At 40.6% G+C, this 17,474-nt stretch carries 15 protein-coding genes and 1 pseudogene; 13 read left to right on the top strand and 3 right to left on the bottom strand.

The genetic code is table 11. From position 1 onward, the window contains the following. Window positions 1–44 precede the first annotated feature (44 nt). The 12 genes from dusB to HXT45_RS02495 all read left to right on the top strand — a co-directional run bounded on the left by dusB (window position 45) and on the right by HXT45_RS02495 (window position 15,644). Window positions 45–1,199, top strand: a complete 1,155-nt coding sequence (dusB, locus tag HXT45_RS02440) for a tRNA dihydrouridine synthase DusB (RefSeq protein ID WP_421782145.1) — start codon at window positions 45–47, stop codon at window positions 1,197–1,199. Window positions 1,200–1,428: 229 nt separating this feature from the next. After that, entirely contained in the window at window positions 1,429–2,637 is a 1,209-nt protein-coding gene (ftsZ, locus tag HXT45_RS02445; protein ID WP_018616189.1) for a cell division protein FtsZ, read from the top strand. Window positions 2,638–2,661: 24 nt separating this feature from the next. Beyond that, window positions 2,662–3,126 carry a cell division protein SepF gene (locus HXT45_RS02450; protein WP_004130343.1) on the top strand — a complete coding sequence of 155 codons (465 nt, stop codon included), beginning with the start codon at window positions 2,662–2,664 and terminating at the stop codon, window positions 3,124–3,126. A gap of 212 nt (window positions 3,127–3,338) precedes the next feature. Further along, the gene (locus tag HXT45_RS02455; RefSeq protein ID WP_004130342.1) at window positions 3,339–3,632 is read left to right on the top strand and encodes a YggT family protein; all 294 of its coding nucleotides are present in this window, start codon (window positions 3,339–3,341) and stop codon (window positions 3,630–3,632) included. Window positions 3,633–3,896: 264 nt separating this feature from the next. Beyond that, entirely contained in the window at window positions 3,897–5,210 is a 1,314-nt protein-coding gene (locus HXT45_RS02460; protein WP_004132601.1) for a DivIVA domain-containing protein, read from the top strand. Window positions 5,211–5,281: 71 nt separating this feature from the next. After that, window positions 5,282–5,776 carry a signal peptidase II gene (locus HXT45_RS02465; protein ID WP_020758213.1) on the top strand — a complete coding sequence of 165 codons (495 nt, stop codon included), beginning with the start codon at window positions 5,282–5,284 and terminating at the stop codon, window positions 5,774–5,776. After that, complete coding sequence (locus tag HXT45_RS02470) at window positions 5,769–6,743, top strand: RluA family pseudouridine synthase (RefSeq protein WP_004130330.1); 975 nt, start codon at window positions 5,769–5,771, stop codon at window positions 6,741–6,743. The genes HXT45_RS02465 and HXT45_RS02470 overlap by 8 nt, the downstream gene beginning before the upstream one ends. 52 nt (window positions 6,744–6,795) lie before the next feature. Further along, window positions 6,796–10,347 carry a DNA polymerase III subunit alpha gene (gene dnaE / locus HXT45_RS02475; RefSeq protein WP_004130328.1) on the top strand — a complete coding sequence of 1,184 codons (3,552 nt, stop codon included), beginning with the start codon at window positions 6,796–6,798 and terminating at the stop codon, window positions 10,345–10,347. A 154-nt stretch (window positions 10,348–10,501) separates the two neighbouring features. Beyond that, entirely contained in the window at window positions 10,502–11,194 is a 693-nt protein-coding gene (locus HXT45_RS02480; protein WP_004130326.1) for a hypothetical protein, read from the top strand. Window positions 11,195–11,382: 188 nt separating this feature from the next. Then, on the top strand, window positions 11,383–12,720 hold the full coding sequence (gene glnA / locus HXT45_RS02485; RefSeq protein WP_004132594.1) for a type I glutamate--ammonia ligase: 1,338 nt from the start codon (window positions 11,383–11,385) through the stop codon (window positions 12,718–12,720). Between the two features lie 433 nt (window positions 12,721–13,153). Further along, window positions 13,154–14,110: a nucleoside hydrolase gene (locus HXT45_RS02490; RefSeq protein WP_174191378.1), complete on the top strand. Its 957-nt coding sequence runs from the start codon at window positions 13,154–13,156 to the stop codon at window positions 14,108–14,110. A gap of 130 nt (window positions 14,111–14,240) precedes the next feature. Further along, on the top strand, window positions 14,241–15,644 hold the full coding sequence (locus HXT45_RS02495) for an MFS transporter (RefSeq protein WP_016635694.1): 1,404 nt from the start codon (window positions 14,241–14,243) through the stop codon (window positions 15,642–15,644). Between the two features lie 197 nt (window positions 15,645–15,841). Here the strand turns inward: HXT45_RS02495 and HXT45_RS02500 are convergent, their stop codons facing one another. Genes HXT45_RS02500 through HXT45_RS02510 form a run of 3 tightly spaced genes read right to left on the bottom strand, consistent with a single transcriptional unit; the run spans window position 15,842 to window position 17,199 of the window. Next, the gene (locus tag HXT45_RS02500) at window positions 15,842–16,450 is read right to left on the bottom strand and encodes a GIY-YIG nuclease family protein (protein ID WP_421782149.1); all 609 of its coding nucleotides are present in this window, start codon (window positions 16,448–16,450) and stop codon (window positions 15,842–15,844) included. Next, a complete protein-coding gene (locus tag HXT45_RS02505) occupies window positions 16,411–16,671 on the bottom strand; it encodes a hypothetical protein (RefSeq protein ID WP_421782151.1) in 261 nt (86 codons plus the stop codon). The genes HXT45_RS02500 and HXT45_RS02505 overlap by 40 nt, the downstream gene beginning before the upstream one ends. A gap of 45 nt (window positions 16,672–16,716) precedes the next feature. After that, window positions 16,717–17,199 carry a hypothetical protein gene (locus HXT45_RS02510; protein WP_018616207.1) on the bottom strand — a complete coding sequence of 161 codons (483 nt, stop codon included), beginning with the start codon at window positions 17,197–17,199 and terminating at the stop codon, window positions 16,717–16,719. 101 nt (window positions 17,200–17,300) lie between these two features. Between HXT45_RS02510 and HXT45_RS02515 the strand changes: the two are divergent. Further along, window positions 17,301–17,459, top strand: a pseudogene (locus tag HXT45_RS02515) (nucleoside hydrolase); the annotation flags it as partial. Window positions 17,460–17,474: the final 15 nt, after the last annotated feature.

Consider the following 17,474-nt stretch of genomic DNA (forward strand, 5'->3'; position numbering starts at 1 on the left):
AATATATCTAGCAAAAATATTAAAGTGAACGGAGTTAAAGCAATATGGATTTTTCTATTAAACCAGTGGATTTAGGGAAAATTCATATTGCAACTCCTGTTGTTTTATCTCCAATGGCTGGTATTACTAACTGGCCTTTTCGCGTGATTTGCCGAGAATACGGGCCAGATGGCTTGTATGTTGCAGAAATGATTACTGCTCGCGCATTGGTGGCAAGAAATCCAAAAGCCTTGCGCTTATGCCGTTTTGCGCCTAGCGAAAAAGTGCGCTCCTTGCAACTTTACGGAGTGGATCCTTTAATTGTGGAGCAAGCTGCTCGAATTGTTGTTGACGAGAATATGGCAGATCACGTTGACTTAAACTTTGGCTGCCCAGTGCCAAAAGTTACAAGGCGCGGTGGCGGATCTGCTCTTCCTTGGAAAACGGATTTGCTTCAAGAGATTTTGCATCGCGTTGTAAGCGTGTGTAATCCAGCAGGAATCCCAGTTACAGCTAAATTCCGCGTTGGAATTGACGAAGACCACCAGACTTTTATGCAAGCTGGTCATATTGCGCAAGAAGAGGGTTGTGCGGCTGTTACTTTGCATGCGCGTACAACTGCGGAATACTACGGTGGTCATTCCGATTGGAGCCGTATTAGCGAGCTTGTAGAGGCTTTGGATATTCCTGTTTTTGGTAATGGCGATATTTGGGGAGCTAATGATGCTCTTGCAATGTTTAAAGAAACAGGATGTGCAGGCGTTGCGATTGGCCGCGGATGCCAGGGGCGTCCTTGGATTTTTGCTGATATTCGCTCTGCTTGCAATGGCAGCGATAGTCGCGTTAATCCAAGTCTTGGCGAAGTTTGCAAGGTGATTTTAAGGCATTTGGAACTTCTTGTTGACTTTTATGATGGTGACGAGCGAATGGCTGTTCATGACTTGCGAAAGCATGTTGCGTGGTATTTGAAAGGCTTCCCAGTTGGAGGAGGAACTCGCAAAAGCTTTATGGAATGCGAGTCTATTGAGGATGTTCAACGCAATATTGATACATTGGATTTATCGCTTAAGCTTCCTGAGCAGGTTTTAGACACGCCGCGCGGACGAGTTCGTTTTGCTAAAAAAGTTCATTTGCCATATGGCTGGTTGGATTCAAGAATTACCACTAGCGATGAACGCAAAGAGCTTTTTGGCAATGACCCGATGGATGCTAGCTACTAGCGTTTTTCTAGAGTTTTCTAGGGTTTAGCGGCTGTTAAAAATGTCGTCTAAACTATTGCTTAATGATCCAAACTTTTGTTGGTAAAACGCCTTAAATATTTGCGTATAGCACGGTGTATTATCGAATCGGTGACATTTTTTAAGTTTTTATTTGTAAAACGTCGCCATTATCGAGCGTTTTGCGCTAAAGTATTGCGTAAAACGTGCGTGTGAGTGACAGGAGACAACGGTGAGCGAGATTGCCCAGACTGACAATTTCAACGACAAAACCATAATCAAGGTAGTCGGCGTCGGTGGAGCCGGTGGTAACGCCGTCAACCGAATGATCACCGAGGGTTTACAGAACGTAGAATTCGTAGCAATCAACACTGATGCTAAGGATTTGTTGCGTTCCGACGCTGATGTAAAGATTTCATTATCTGATGCTTCAAGTCGTGGTCTCGGTGCTGGTGCTGATCCAGAAAAGGGTGCAAAAGCTGCACAAGATCATCAATCCGACATTGAAGAAGCATTAAAGGGCGCCGATATGGTGTTCGTAACTTGCGGCGAGGGCGGTGGAACTGGTACAGGTGCAAGCCCAATAGTTGCGCGAGCTGCACACCAGCAGGGTGCTTTAACAATCGCAGTAGTTACGCGTCCTTTCGGATTTGAAGGACCTCAGCGTGCTGCATCGGCAAAACTTGGTATTGAAAATCTTCGTAAAGAAGTCGATGCTTTGATTGTTATTCCAAACGATCGTTTGTTGGAAATTTCAGATCGAACTATCGGAATTATTGAAGCTTTTAAGACGGCAGATACCGCATTGCTTGCAGGCGTGCAAGGTATTACCGATTTGATTACCATGAATTCTTATATTCATGTTGATTTTTCGGACGTTACCGCCGTTTTGCGTGGTGCTGGAACCGCGCTGTTTGGAATTGGCGCTGCAAAGGGAGAAGACAGAGCTACTCAAGCTGCTGAAATTGCTATTAGCTCCCCATTGCTCGAAGAGAGCATTGAAGGTGCTCACGGTGCTTTGATTAACATTGCAGGTCCAAGCGATTTGAAGTTGCAAGAAGCAAGTGCTGCAACAGAACTTGTTCGCAAGGCGATTCATCCAGAAGCCCAGATTATTTGGGGTCTTTCTTTGGACGATTCTTACGGAGACGAAGTCCGCGTTACGGTTATTGCCGCTGGTTTTGATTCCCACCCTAAGGTGGAAGACGATAAGGCTGGTGCTTTTGTAGATATGCAAGCAGGAGTTGATTCTGTTGCCCCAGCTCAGTCAACAACTCCAGTCGCGCCTCCCGCAAAGCCTGTTGTTGCTGAAGAATCTTCGCATCCTGTTTCTTCCATGTTTGATTCTGTTGCACCAAGCCAGAATTACCAAGCATCGGCTTCTAAAGATAAGCCTCAAGATGAACCAGACGAATTGGATATTCCTGATTTTCTACGTTAAGCATAGCGATAGGAGGGCAGCTTAATGGCTGGCTTTATGAAGAACATGATGTCTTACGTAGGCATGAGTGATGTTCAAGACGACGATGACTTCGTTGATTCTCAAGCGCAAGAAACTTCGTTTGACAACGATCACAACGTTGCTCCTATAAGTCTGCATAATTCAGAATCGCAGTTGGGTAATGGCACTTCTTCTCGTGCTGGAGCAGTCCGCATGAGTCGCATTACAACGATTCATCCAAAGTCTTATGACGATGCTCAATTAGTTGGGCGTGCGTTAAGAGATGGAACTCCAGTTGTTTTGAATCTTACTGGTGTTAGTGAATCTGTTGCGTATCGCATTGTTGACTTTTCTGCTGGAGTTGTGTTTGGTGTTCGTGGGTCTATTGAGCGAGTAACGCCAAGAGTGTTTCTTCTAAGTCCTTCGCAAGTAAACATAAAGGTAGAAGACGCTCCTAATGGCGGTTCTGCTAGAGAATTGTTCTCGTAAAGATACAAGCTTAGTAGCAAAGACCGCTCTATAGCATTTGCTTTATGCGTTATTTAGATTTAAGGCAGAGTCTCTTTGAGATTTCTGCCTTAAATTATCTAATATCAATTATCGAATAAAAATTATCTAATAACAAAAATCTTCTTAACTTTTATTGTGATGATTGTTTACTTGTGAAAGTTTTAAGAAAGTTTATTTACGGAAGTGAGTTTATGATTTTTAACAGCTTAATATTAATCATTAATCTTTTTCTAAGCGCATATTTAACAGTGCTATTTATTCGCGCAATTTTAGACTGGATTCCAATCGTATTTCATTCGTTTAGGCCAAATGCGATTGTTAGAAAATTTGCTCAAATTATATATTATTTAACGGAACCGCTTTTAAGATTTGCGCGTAGATTCATACCACCTGTAAGGCTTGGTAACATAAGTTTAGACGTAAGTTTTATGGTTGTTTACTTTTTGATAATTGTTTTACAAATGCTTTTATCTATGATTTATTAAGATTTTTTATTAAGACATTAAGAATGTTTACTATATGCGCGCAATCGCTACTATTCTTAAATGATATTCGTATTATTATCTATTAATCACGTTATTTAATCAGCATTATTTACTTAACATTTACTCAACATAAGTCTGAATAATAAAATATTGGCAGATTTCGTAAAAAATAATTGCTTTTTACACAATTTTTTCTATGGACGTGATAGCATCGAAGAGATATATCAAAAGGGCTGCGCGCCCAAAAGTGAGGTGTAATGCATTATGGCTCTGTTAACGCCTAAAGACATTCGCGAGCATACCTTCCAGATCGTTAGATTCAAGGGAGGCTATGACGTTGACGAAGTTGATGACTTTTTAGATCAGGTTACAGAAACAATCGAAGCGCTTGGTCAGCAGGCCGTGCAAGGACTTGGGGCTTCTACGCAGTCTCTTGGCGCTGATGTTGCTAGCTTAAACAATAAGATTGCAGACTTAACAAATCAGGTTGAATCTTTAACTAAAGAAAATAATGATTTGCGAGAAGCATCCAGCAATGCAAGCAAGAGTGATAACGATCTTGCAGCAAAGCTTAAGGAAGCGGAAGAAAACAACCGTGCATTGAGCGAGCAAAATCAGCAGCTTAAGGAGCAACTGGATGGATTGGGTGCTCAAGTAGATCAGCTTACAGCTCAAGCTGCAAATGCAGATAATGCTAAGGCAGATGCTGATAAGAAGATTCAAGAAGAGCTTGAAAACGTTACGCGCGAGCGCGATGACTTCCGTGCAAGCAGCGAAAACTTGGGTCGTGAGTTAGAAGAGGTTCGCCAGCAGCTTGTTGTAACTCAGCAAGAAAATGCTAAGGTTCAAGATCTTAACAAGCAGCTCGAAGAATCGCATAAGAGAGAAGAACAGCTTCGCGAGCAGGTTTCTAAGATGGAACCAAGCACGGAGACTGGTAGCTTGCAAAAGATTGCAGGCGCGGGTGCGGAAGCTCAAGGTTCGGAGCCAGAGCGTGCTACTGCAATGTTGACTCTTGCAATGCAATTGCATGATCAATACGTAGACAAGGGCAAGGCAAAGGCTCAGCAGATTGTAGAAGAAAGCCAAGCGCGCTACAACGATATAGTTGCTAAAGCAGACGAATACTCTGGTCGTACGCGCACCGAGGCGGATGAATACAATAAGCAGACTCGCGGGGATGCGGATGATTACTCGGTGCGTACTCGCGGAGACGCCGATGCTTATGCGGCTCGCGCTCACAACGAGGCAGACGCTTACTCTGGCAAGGTTCGTCAAGCTGCAGATGACTACTCCAAGCAAACTCACGATCAAGCTGATCAATACGAAGCAGAAGTTCAGCATAGAGCTGCGGATTACGATTCCACGACTCGCACTTCTGCAGACGCATATGCTCGACAAGTACGTGAGAATCTCGAGAAGCAAACTAAGGTTATTGAAGGAAACATTCAAAGCCTTAAGCAGTTTGAAACTGAGTATCGTACTCGCTTGACCGACTTCTTGGGTCAGCTTGTTGCTCAAGTTTCCGACGAAAACACGTATACATCTATGGAAAATCAAGATAAGCAGGATAAGTAGTATTTACTAAAATTTGCTAGTAGTATTTACTAAATCCCTTTAGATTGGAAAATACATTGACGCATAGTTATGTGCGTGTAGAACGGCTGCGTAATCGCGCAGCCGTTTTTGCACTGATTGCTTTTATTGGCGTGGTTCTAGACCGCATAACCAAAGTTTGGGCATTAGCAGCGCTTAGTGGCGGAAAAAACATTGAGATTCTTCCACACTTGCTCTCTTTTACTCTTGTTAGGAATCCTGGAGCATCTTTTGGCTTAGGATCTTCTTTTACTTGGGTTATTAGCGTGTTAGCGTGCGCTGCGTGCGCTGCTATGATTGCGGTTATTAAGCACACAAAATCCTTATATTGGACTATTGCGCTTGCTTTAGCTTTTGCTGGAGCTTTTGGAAATCTTATTGATAGAGCGCAATATGCTCAAGGATTTTTGAACGGAAAAGTCGTAGATTTTATAAACTACGGATGGTCCGTTGGAAATGTGGCAGATATTGAGCTTATGTTTGCAGGAATCGCAGTTATATGCCTTATTTTGATTGGGATTCCTCTTATAGAGCGCGCTGATGAGTGATATTCGTTTTACTGTTACGAGTCAATTTGCCGGATGCAGATTCGACGTGTGCTTGTCGAAGCTTATGGGAGTATCGCGTGCAAACGCAATATCGCTAATCGATAGTGGCAAAGCAAAAATCTTAAATAGAAAGTCGCAAAAATCGTCTATTTTGCAAGAATCTTATGTGATTGTTGTAAATAAAGAAGACGATTGTGTTAGTGCTTGTGATTGTGATTGTGATTGTGCTAGTGCTTGCGATTCTTCCAGTAATCTTCAAAGCCAGCCCGCTATGTGCGATTTAGAAATCGTATACAACGATGACGATGTTGTAGTAATAAACAAGCCTGTTGCAATGGCGTCTCACGCAGCAAAAGGGTGGAACGGGCCTACTGTTCCAGAAAGCCTAGAAGCTGCTGGGATTAGAATAAACACAACGCTTTGCGACGAATCACGCAAAGGAATCGTAAGCAGGTTAGACGTTGGAACAAGCGGCCTTATGCTCGTTTGCAAAACGGATTTTGCTTACGAAAAGATGAAGCAGCAATTTGCTAGTCATAGTGTTTCAAAAACTTATACGGCATTAGTGCAAGGAAATTTGGAGCAAAACAAAGCGACTATTGAAGCTCCGATTGGAAGGTCGAAAGTATCTGATTTTAGGTTTACTGTAACAAAAAATGGCAAGCCAGCTGTAACACATTGGGATGTTTTGGAGCGCTTTGGAATTGCAACTTTAGTTAGCGTAAATTTAGAGACGGGTAGAACTCACCAAATACGCGTGCATTTTTCTTCGATTGGCCATCCGTTAGTGGCGGATAAAATGTATGGAGCAAACCCAAAACTCGCGGAAAAACTAGAGTTACAACGCCAATGGCTTCACTCAACTAAGCTAGAATTTAAGCATCCTAGAACAGGAAAATTAGTTAAGCTTGAATCGGAGTATCCGCTAGATTTGCAACACGCTTTACAAGCCGTGCGGCAACTATAAAAGCGAGCATATTTAGCAAAGCAGGTCATATTGCATCTATAAAATAGCAAGCATGACTAGGCCAGAAACAAACTTCGTACATTTGCATAATCACACGCATTATTCGCTTTTGGATGGTGCTTCAAAGATACCAGACCTAGTTGCGAGTGCAAAAGAATTGGGTATGCCAGCTATTGCGATTACAGACCACGGCAATATGCATGGAGCATACGAGATGTGGAGCACGGCTGTAAAAGCTGGGATTAAGCCGATTATTGGAATCGAAGCTTATGTGACTCCAGAAATAGCCAGACAAGACAAAAGCCGAGTTCATTGGGGAACGGAAGCGCAAAGAAGCGACGATGTTTCTGGCGGTGGTTTGATTACTCACATGACAATGTGGGCCGAAGATGATGAAGGCTTAACAAATTTACTTAAAGCATCGTCTATAGCCAATTTGGAAGGTCGCGTTATGCGATATCCTCGAATGGATAAAGATGTGCTTTCAACGTATTCTAAAGGCGTTATAGCGTCTTCTGGATGCCCATCTGGAATTATTCAAACGCGTCTTCGTTTGGGTCAATTTGATGAGGCTTTACGCGCTGCAGGTGAGTTCCAAGATATTTTTGGTCGAGATAATTTCTTTATTGAGCTTATGAATCACGGGCTTTCTATTGAAACACGCGTTACAAAAGATTTGCTCGAGATTGCTAAAAAGTTGAATGCTCCACTTCTTGCTACAAACGATTTGCACTATGTGCACGAAGAAGATCGCGAAGCGCAAGATGCAATGCTTTGTATTAATTCTGGATCTCGCTTAGATGATCCAGATCGTTTTAAGTTTGACGGTTCTGGCTATTATTTGAAGTCTGCTGAGCAAATGCGTGAGCTTTTTAAGGAGTTCCCAGAAGCTTGCGATAATACTCTTGAGATTGCTCGCCGATGCAATGTTATGTTTGATGACGGCGAAGATGGCGCTTTTATGCCGCAATTTGACTGCCCTAAAGGTTGGGATGAGACTTCGCTATTTCTTAAAAAAGTCGAAGAAGGATTAGAGCGCAGATATAACAATAACGTTCCTATTGAAGTCTTAAAACAAGCAGACTACGAGTGCGGCGTTATATGCCAAATGCAATTTTGTGGCTACTTTTTAGTTGTTGCAGACTATATTAATTGGGCAAAAGAGCATGGCGTTATGGTTGGACCTGGCCGAGGAAGTGCAGCAGGCGCAATGGTTGCGTATGCAATGGGCATTACAGAACTAGATCCAATGAAGCATGGCTTGATTTTTGAACGATTCTTAAACCCAGAGCGCGTATCTTTGCCAGATATTGACGTTGACTTTGACCCAGAAGGTAGAGCCAAAGTTTTGGAATACGTTGGCGAAAAATATGGAAAAGACAAAGTAGCGCAATGCGTGATTTATGGCACAATTAAAACAAAACAAGCACTTAAAGATTCTGCTCGAATAATGGGCTATGAGTTTTCTGTTGGAGAAAAAATTACAAAGATTTTGCCGCCTCCAAAAAACGGCAAAGATATGAGTTTCCACGATATTTTTGACGAAAAGTCAAAGCGTTATGCGGAAGCTCGCGAGTTTCGCGAGATGTATGATAGCGACCCAGATACAAAGCGAATTACAGAAGAAGCAAAGGGTATTGAGGGTCTGATTCGCCAAACGGGTGTACATGCTTGTGCAACGATTATGGGTTCGGAGCCTATTACAGATACATCTCCTCTGTTGGAGCGCACTGATGGCACGATTACAACTACCTTTGAGTATCACACTTGCGAAACGCTTGGCTTAGTTAAGATGGATTTTTTGGGTCTTTCTAATTTAACAGTTATTAGAGATACTCTTAAAAACGTTGAAAATAATGGAAAAGAGCCTATTGACTATACTAAAATTCCGCTTGACGATAAAGAAACATATCAGCTTCTTGCAAGAGGAGATACTTTAGGCGTTTTCCAGCTTGATTCCGACGGTATGCGTGCGCTTCTTCGCACTCTAAAACCAGATAACTTTAACGATATTTCTGCTTTGATTGCGCTTTACAGACCAGGTCCTATGGATATGGATTCGCACACCAATTATGCTAAGCGTAAGAACGGTTTGCAAGATATTACGCCTATTCATCCAGAGGTTGCGGAGCCACTAAAAGATGTTCTTGGAGAAACTTATGGTTTGATTGTGTACCAAGAGCAGGTGCAGTCGGCTGCTCGTATTTTAGCTGGATACAGCCTTGGCAAGGCAGATGTTTTGCGTAGAGCCATGGGTAAAAAGAAGCCAGAAGTGCTAGCTAAAGAGAAAATACCGTTCTTTAAAGGCATGAAGGAACATGGTTATTCAGAAGAAGCTGCCCAAGCTGTTTGGGATGTTCTGGTTCCATTCTCGGGTTACGCGTTTAATAAGGCTCACTCGGCTGCATACGGTTTGATTTCTTATTGGACTGCTTACTTAAAAACGCATTATCCTGTGGAATTTATGGCTGCATTGCTTCAAAACGAGCGCACTAATAAAGATAAGACAGCACTCTACTTAGGCGAAGCAAGGCGCATGGGTATTCGCGTTTTGCAACCAGATATTAATGAGTCGGTTCTTGAATATTCAGCAGTTGGAGATGTTGTGCGCTTTGGCCTTGGAGCTGTACGAAACGTTGGAGATAAAGCAGTTAACGATATTATTAGCGAGAGGGAAAGCGAGCGCGGAAAATTCGTTGATTTTAAGGATTTTGTAAATCGCGTATCGTTTGAATCTCTGAATCGCAGACTTGTTGAATCGCTTATTAAATCTGGTGCTTTTGACTCAATTAGCACTTGTAGGCGAGCACTTTTTGAAGTTTATAATCCACTAATTGACTCAGTTATTTCTATTAAGCGAAAGCAGGCAGGTGGCCAATTTGACCTTTTTGCCGATTTGGATGATTCAAGTAATGAGCTTGGAGATGCACAAATCAATATTCCAGATGTTGAAGAGTGGGATAAAAAAACGAAGCTAAACTTTGAGCGAGAAATGCTTGGACTTTATGTTTCGGATCACCCTTTGAGTGGACTTTCTGCTGTTTTGGCTGGTCTTAGAGAAATGTCGATTGCGCAGCTTCTAAACCGTGCTAGAACTATGAGCGAAAATCAACAAGTAACTCTTGCAGGACTTGTTACTAGCGTAGATAGGCGAGTGTCTAAAAAAGGTAATGCTTGGGCGATTGTAACTATTGAAGACATGGAAAGCTCAATACAATGCATGTTCTTTGGCAAAGTTTACGAGTCTTCTGCTGCAGAACTTGCGATTGATCAAGTTGTGCGAATTAGGGGCCAGGTAGAAGTTCGAGACGAAACTGTTTCTTTAAGAGCTACGGATTTTGAAGTTCCAAGCTTAGAGGCAGAAGACGCTCAACCTGTAACTATTGTTTTGCCTTTGCAAGCGCTAGAAAAGTCTCGTATAAAAGAGCTTGAAAACATTGTTACAAGGCATCCCGGTTGTTGTGAAGTAAATCTTGCTTTGATTGACTCTAAGGGGTGCGCAAAAGTCTTATCTTTTGGAGATAGATTTAGAGTCAAGCGAGATACGTCACTTTTTGCAGAGCTAAAAATATTGTTTGGCCCAGCTTGCTTGCCAAGTGCTTAAAATAAGCGCCTAAAATAAGCTAATCGCGTAGAATATTCTTAGAGTGATTTAGAGTGATTTTAAGCGTTTTAAGAAGTGATAGTTATAAGTAAAGATAAGTGAAGATAAGTAAAAACAAGTAAAGCAAGGCTTTTTAATTTAGAAGGTAAAAGATATGTGTAAAGATAACGACGATTTGAGTAAAAACAATAACGTTAGCGATAATAATAATGGCGTTAATGGCAATAATGGCGTTGGTTCTAATGATTCTAACGATGTTCGTACTTCTTTTACCGATAAAGAGCTGGAAGACGCGTTGCTTGGTTTTGAAAAAGAGTTTAGCGAAGAGCAAAATCGTGATTCAATCGATGATGCTGTAAAAAAGATTGAGCAAGCGGATTTTGAAGAAGATTTGCAAGGTTTGCTTGGAAAAAAGGCAAAGTGCGCGCTGTTCTTAACAGCTATAGAGCCAGGAGAGCTTCTTGCATCTTTTTGCAAAATGGCTGGAGTTAATGCGGATTGTTTTAACGACGAAAATGGTGGAGTCGCAGTTTTACGTGATTTAGACGAAGACAATCCAGAAAAATCAGTTAAAAAATTTACCGACTATTTTCGTGGAATGCCTGCTGTTCTAATGGTAAATCGCGCTAATAAGATTGATGCAAAAGTTTATGAATACAATCGAGGCGTTTTAGACGTTGTTCCTCCTATGATTCTTGCAATGGCTGCTAGATGTGTTGAAGATCTTATGATTTGTTACTCAAGTGTTAAAGATCTTAAAGAATCTGGGATTGAAGTTACAAGTACAGATGATTTAAGCGATGATCAAGCCAAAGAGATTTTTTATAAATATGGCAAAAAGATGTAGTCTATGTTAAATAGATTGCTACTAGATTGCTATTAGATTGTTACATTAAAAATAAGTAAATTCATGCTCATAAAGCTAAATAAAAGCGAAAAGTAAGAGATAATATAATAATTAGTCTCTTAAATATTAGTTAAAGAGTATGAGAGAAAAACACATAGTTACACACTTAAATTGATTGGACTGTAGATATGGATAGACAGCAAGAATTCGCTTTGCGTACAGTTGAAGAGCGTGACGTTCGTTTTATTCGACTATGGTTCACGGATGTTCTTGGAACGCTTAAATCGGTTGCTATTGCTCCAGCAGAGCTTGAAGCTGCATTTGAAGAGGGTATTGGCTTCGATGGTTCTGCGATTGAAGGTATGACTCGCGTTTTAGAAGACGACATGATTGTTAAGCCAGATCCTTCGACTTTCCAACTTTTGCCATGGCATGGCGGTCCAGAAGGCACGGCGCGCATGTTTTGTGACGTTTTAACGCCAGATGGGGAGCCATCTCTTGGAGATCCGCGTCACGTTCTTAAAACTGCGCTCGCAAAAGCTAAAGAAAAAGGCTTTACTTTTTACGTTCATCCAGAAATTGAGTTTTACTTATTTGAAGCGCAAGACGATTGGTCTAAAACACCTGTTCCTATTGATGAAGGTGGGTATTTTGACCACGTTCCAAGAAGTTCGGCAATGGACTTTCGTCGTAGTGCTGTGAGCATGCTTGAACAGATGGGTATTTCTGTTGAGTATTCTCATCACGAAGGCGGTCCTGGTCAAAACGAGATTGACTTAAGATATGCAGACGCTCTTACTACTGCAGATAACATTATGACTTTCCGCACTGTTGTTAAGGAGATTTCTCTTGAGCGCGGAATGTATGCGAGCTTTATGCCTAAGCCGCTAACCGACCAGCCTGGTTCTGGTATGCACACGCATTTAAGCCTGTTTGAAGGAGATTCAAACGCTTTCTATGAGGCTGGCCAAGAGTTTAATATGTCGCTTATTGCTCGCCAATTTGCGGCTGGTATTTTGCATCATGCTGCAGAAATTTGCGCTGTTACAGATCAATACGTTAATTCTTACAAGCGCTTGTGGGGTGGGGCGGAAGCTCCTAGCTATGTTTGCTGGGGTCATAGCAACCGTTCTGCGCTTTTGCGTGTGCCGCAATATAAGCCTGGCAAAGGTAATTCTTGCAGAATGGAGTTTCGCGCGCTCGACCCTGTTGCGAATCCGTATCTTGCATACTCTGTTTTGTTGGCTGCTGGCTTAGATGGCATTGAAAAGCAAATGACTTTGTGCGATCCTACTAGCGACGACGTTTGGGAGCTTACGGATGCTGAACGTCAAGCTATGGGCATTCAGCCTCTTCCTGAGTCTTTGGATGAAGCTTTGAAGATTATGGAGAAGTCTGATTTTGTGGCTAGCGTACTCGGCGAGCATGCGTTTGAATACTTCTTGCGCAATAAGCACAAAGAGTGGGAAGAGTATCGTCGCCAAGTAACCCCTTACGAGCTAGAGAAATACTTGCCTAGACTGTAGGTTTTTGCAACGTATTTGCGAATTTAGTTTGTGTTGACTATTAAAATCGCGCGATGTGCTGTGGTGGCGTGTCGCGCGATTTATTTTTAGGTTTTTCTTTGATTATTTTTTAACATTTTTCGCAAAATTTTTTCATATTGTTATATCTGAATGTTTATGTTTGAATGCTAGTTTCTAAGCATAATTTAAACGTTTGTTTATTTAATTTAACTTTTGTTGAAGATTGAAACATTTTATAACAAAAATCGCAAACTATTGCACAATAAAGAAACAATGATATATCTAAAATTATCCAATTGTAATGTTGATTTTCAAAATTATGATAATAGAATTTTTGCTTGGTTGCATTTGAATAATTTTGAAAATATTCGCGCAATCCATGATTTACAACGACTGTAAAATCATGCCAAATACACAAAGGGAGGTAACTCAAGTGAAGAAGCTGATTCTTGATCTTGATACTGGTGTTGACGATACTCTCGCTATATCTTATGCTCTTGGAAGCCCAGAAATGGAGCTTATTGGCATAACTGGCACGTATGGCAACGTTTTAATGGAGCAAGGTGTTCGTAACGCGCTTGCAATCACAGACTTACTTGGGCATCCCGAAGTAAAAGTTTATAAGGGACTTTCGCACGCAAGCAAAAAAGATTCTTTTGAAGTTCTTCCAATTTCTGCATTTATTCATGGAGATAACGGAATTGGCGATGTTGAGATTCCAGATTCTGCGCGCAAAGCAGAAGATGAATCAGCTGTTGATTTTATTATCGATTCTGTAAAGAAATATGGCAAGGACTTGGTGTATGTTCCAACAGGACCAATGACAAATATTGCTGCTGCATTGAAGAAAGCTCCAGAAATCAAGGACGAAATCGGAAAGATTGTTCTTATGGGCGGAGCGCTTACCATTCATGGAAACGTAAACGCTTGGACCGAAGCGAATATATCTCAAGACCCAGATGCTGCAGATGTACTATTCCGCTCTGGTGCTCCAGTAACAATGATTGGTTTGGATGTTACTTTACAGACTTTGCTTACCTACAAGGAGACAAAGCAGTGGCGTGACCTTGGTACAAAGGCTGGCAAGTTCCTTGCAGATATGACTGACTTTTACATTAAGGCATATGAGACAACAGCTCCACACCTTGGCGGATGCGGTTTGCATGATCCTTTGGCAGTGGCTGTAGCTGTGGATCCAACACTTGTTACAACGCTTCCAATCAATATGCAAGTTGATGTTGAAGGCCCAACTCGTGGACGCACAATTGGTGATGTTACGCGCCTGAATGACCCTGTTAAGACAATGCAAGTTGCTGTTGGTGTTGATGTTCCACGATTCTTGAACGAGTTTATGACGCGTATTTCTGGCTTGGTAAAAATCGCTGGCTGAGTGTGGATTTTACGAGTTTTAACTCCGCTTTTTGTTGTTAGACACGCCGTAAATCGCAACATTTTCCGCAATATACGACGTGCCTTATTTGCCAATGTAGAAACTAAAAATATTAATTGATTGGATTATTATGACTGAGATTGCAAAATCTAGCGCGGTAGACCCATATGAGGATCCAAAAACCCGCGACAAAGTGGCGATTTACTCGCTAATTTTACTTCTTATAACTTTTATTCTTGGAACATTGTGTTTGCAAGGATTTAATCTGGTATTCGATCAGATTGGTAAAGCTGTTGGCGCTCCTGATCAAGCTTCTCTTATTACGAGTTTGCCAATTATTGTTTTAGGCATTGTGTGCTTTATTTACGGCTCTTTGGGTGACTTTGTGTCGCTTCGTAGACTCATAACAATCGGACTTGTAACACTGTTTGTTGGATCGTTGTTTGGTTTTATTGCAAACTTCTTCTTCACTCCAAACTTGTGGACTGTTATTATTGCGCGTATTTTACAAACCGCTGGCGAGCAAGTAGCAGGTTCTTCCTTCCTTGTTATTGCAACTAAGTATTTGCGCAACGATCTTAAGGTAATTTTCTTTGGACTCTTTACTGCTGCTTATCAGCTTTCTGCTTCTATTGGCGTTTTTGCTGCTGGTGCTCTTAGCTCTATTGCTTGGCAGTATTTGTTCTTGATTCCTGCAATTACTATTCTGTTCTTGCCAGTTCTTGTTAAGTTCTTGCCTACAAAGAACGGTATTGGTGGAAAGATAGATAAGCTTGGCTTTACAGTGTTTGGTATTGCTGTTGCATTGCTGACTTTGTTCTTCTCGTACAAGGCATGGGGATTGTTGCTTGGATCCATCGTGCTGTTTGTTGTGTTTGCTGGATACATTATGAAGGCAAAGAACCCGTTTGTAACTCCTGCATTCTTTAAGAATAAGCGTTGGCTTTCGGGCATTATTTTGATCTTCATCTTCTACTTTACTAACTATTGCATGCCTCCAATTTACAATGTTATTGGTGGAGCTTTGTATCATATGAGCACTGAGGCAGTTTCTTCCTACCTTGTATGGGCATTCGTTGTAGCAGCAGTGTTTGGAACATGCTCTGGAACAATTATCGGTTTCATTGGACGTAAAGCTGGCATTATTATAGCTGCTGTTCTTATGATTCTTGGATGGGTTGGAGCTGCTGTATTCATAAATTGCGGATTCCTTGTTCTAACTTTGTGCGCATGCGTCTACTACGCTGGTTGCGGACTTATGTATTCGCCAATCGTTTCAACGGTTCTTAGCGCATTGCCTGTTGAAGAATCGGGTCGTGGATGCGGTATGAACGATTTAGTTATGAATGTTACAGCATCAATCGGTATTTCCATTTTCAGCGGATTCTTTGGCGGAAACTTGCTAAAAGGATTCTCTTTTGCTGGAATCCAAGGCTTAGGTGCAGGCTATTCTAACTTGCTTATGATGGGCGCTATTGTAGCCTTTATTGGCTTAGTAGTTTACATTGCTCGTAGCCTTATGGTTAAAGAGTAATTATTATTTACTCAATATGTTAGTGGTCACTATCTTGCAGTCATCTTTGGCTGCGTGGATAGTGACCACTTTTTTGTAGTCTTATGCCGCGCATTTTTAAACTAACATAGTTTTTACACTAACATAGTTTTTTCATACGCTGAACACTAATCTTTTGATGTTGGATTGGTGAAGCTTATTTCTAATGATTATTTAAATTAATTACCGTTATAGCCAAAATCCTCACTTTTTAATACTTCTTTCCACCATGATTCTCTGCCTAAAACAAAATCATCTTTAACTTTCGCATTATAGTTTTCAAGAATTGAATATTGGAAATGGTCTTCAATATATTTGATTCCCTCAGTTTCAACTAGTTTTATAAGCTTTTTATTTCCGCCATGACCAGTTTCTAAGTAGTCCTTCCAGCGTTTTAGCAACATTTCATTTTCTGAAGTTGCAGAGCCAACATACAATTTACCTGTATTCGTGTCTGTTATTAGATATACTGCCTTTTGATTGCTTAGGGCTGCAATCCAATCATTATAACTGTTTTTAACAATACGTTTTAAATCTGAATATGAAAGTTTAACATTGTCATATCCAGGAAAACTATCATCTCTGAACGTGTCTGGTAAAATTTGAGAAACTTCTAAGTCGCTTTTAAGATTGTTAAGCCATCTAACTAATTGTTCATGTTCATTGTGGAATTTTACAATTATTCTTCCAAAATATTTTTCATATTCCTTTATTGGAGTTCCTTCATAGCCTACTCCATCGTGTTTATTTAAATCTTTGCTGACGGTGTCGATGTTGTTAATAGCCATTGATCTTTGTTTTTGAGCATGCGTACTAAACATATTGCGATTTGTCCAACTTGGAATAGGGACTTATTACCATTCTTGTAAAGCCATTCTTTATTGATTTTCTCACGATCATCTTGATAAAGCTGAATAGGATCGCAATAGCCATTATTCATATTAAAACGTATTTTTGTATTTGCTGCCTGTTCTTCTGTGAGATTTAGCAAATCATTTAATTTAATCATTTTATTCCTTGCTTCTAAATTATCTGCATAAATCTTCGTTGGTTTTTATGCATGTTTTAGTGCAATCATTGCGCTAATTCTAAGTGTACTGCCACTATTATGTACATATGAATAGATTGAAGAATCTTTATCTAATTTTTTATAGATTGCGTCAATTATGTTATTTGTATCTTTTGTGGAAAGATTTATGCCATTCTCTATGTATATTAAGGCGCCACCTTTTATTAAATTGCTGTCTATGTTATCAATTTGCTCACTAATTTCATCAACGGCATTATTGAGGTCTTTTTGTTCTGATTGAACTAATTTTAGAACAGAGCCTTTTGCAACCAACAAAATATCTTCATTGCTTAAACCCATTTGATTGTTTGGGCTTGTTATGTTTTTTATAAATTCCATAGATTTATTTAATGTTGTGTTAGCATCTTCTGTATCAACTGGTGCAAAAATTAAATCTGTAGTAAGTGAGTCTTTGTTGTTTTTGTTAAATATAGAAGCAGTTAATTTGTAATCTTTATTGTTTTGCATCTTATTATATTCCTTTATTTATGTTGTTAGCTTTTGTGGAATATGACAATTATAAAATGTAAATGCAATAGTTAAAACTACTTATGAAAATATTTACATTAATTGATGTTTATGGCTCAACTCGTGGACGCACAATTGGTGATGTTGCGCGCTTGAATGACTATGTTAATGCCACGCAAGTTGCTGTTGGCATAAATGTTCCACGATTCTTGAACGAGTTTATGACGCGCATTTCTGGCTTGGCTAAAATCGCTGGATGAGTATGTGGATTTTTA

The organism is Gardnerella sp. DNF01199S (genome assembly GCF_049244155.1).
Classification (GTDB): Bacteria; Actinomycetota; Actinomycetes; order Actinomycetales; family Bifidobacteriaceae; genus Bifidobacterium; species Bifidobacterium piotii.

What these genes read in the sequence shown, in the direction of transcription:
- HXT45_RS02460 (WP_004132601.1), top strand. Translation starts at nt 3,897, where the DNA reads ATGGCTCTGTTAACGCCTAAAGACATTCGCGAGCATACCTTCCAGATC.
- HXT45_RS02470 (WP_004130330.1), top strand. Translation starts at nt 5,769, where the DNA reads ATGAGTGATATTCGTTTTACTGTTACGAGTCAATTTGCCGGATGCAGA.
- dnaE (WP_004130328.1), top strand. Translation starts at nt 6,796, where the DNA reads ATGACTAGGCCAGAAACAAACTTCGTACATTTGCATAATCACACGCAT.
- dusB (WP_421782145.1), top strand. Translation starts at nt 45, where the DNA reads ATGGATTTTTCTATTAAACCAGTGGATTTAGGGAAAATTCATATTGCA.
- HXT45_RS02495 (WP_016635694.1), top strand. Translation starts at nt 14,241, where the DNA reads ATGACTGAGATTGCAAAATCTAGCGCGGTAGACCCATATGAGGATCCA.
- HXT45_RS02500 (WP_421782149.1), bottom strand. Translation starts at nt 16,450, where the DNA reads ATGGCTATTAACAACATCGACACCGTCAGCAAAGATTTAAATAAACAC.
- HXT45_RS02455 (WP_004130342.1), top strand. Translation starts at nt 3,339, where the DNA reads ATGATTTTTAACAGCTTAATATTAATCATTAATCTTTTTCTAAGCGCA.
- HXT45_RS02505 (WP_421782151.1), bottom strand. Translation starts at nt 16,671, where the DNA reads ATGATTAAATTAAATGATTTGCTAAATCTCACAGAAGAACAGGCAGCA.
- glnA (WP_004132594.1), top strand. Translation starts at nt 11,383, where the DNA reads ATGGATAGACAGCAAGAATTCGCTTTGCGTACAGTTGAAGAGCGTGAC.
- HXT45_RS02480 (WP_004130326.1), top strand. Translation starts at nt 10,502, where the DNA reads ATGTGTAAAGATAACGACGATTTGAGTAAAAACAATAACGTTAGCGAT.
- HXT45_RS02450 (WP_004130343.1), top strand. Translation starts at nt 2,662, where the DNA reads ATGGCTGGCTTTATGAAGAACATGATGTCTTACGTAGGCATGAGTGAT.
- HXT45_RS02510 (WP_018616207.1), bottom strand. Translation starts at nt 17,199, where the DNA reads ATGCAAAACAATAAAGATTACAAATTAACTGCTTCTATATTTAACAAA.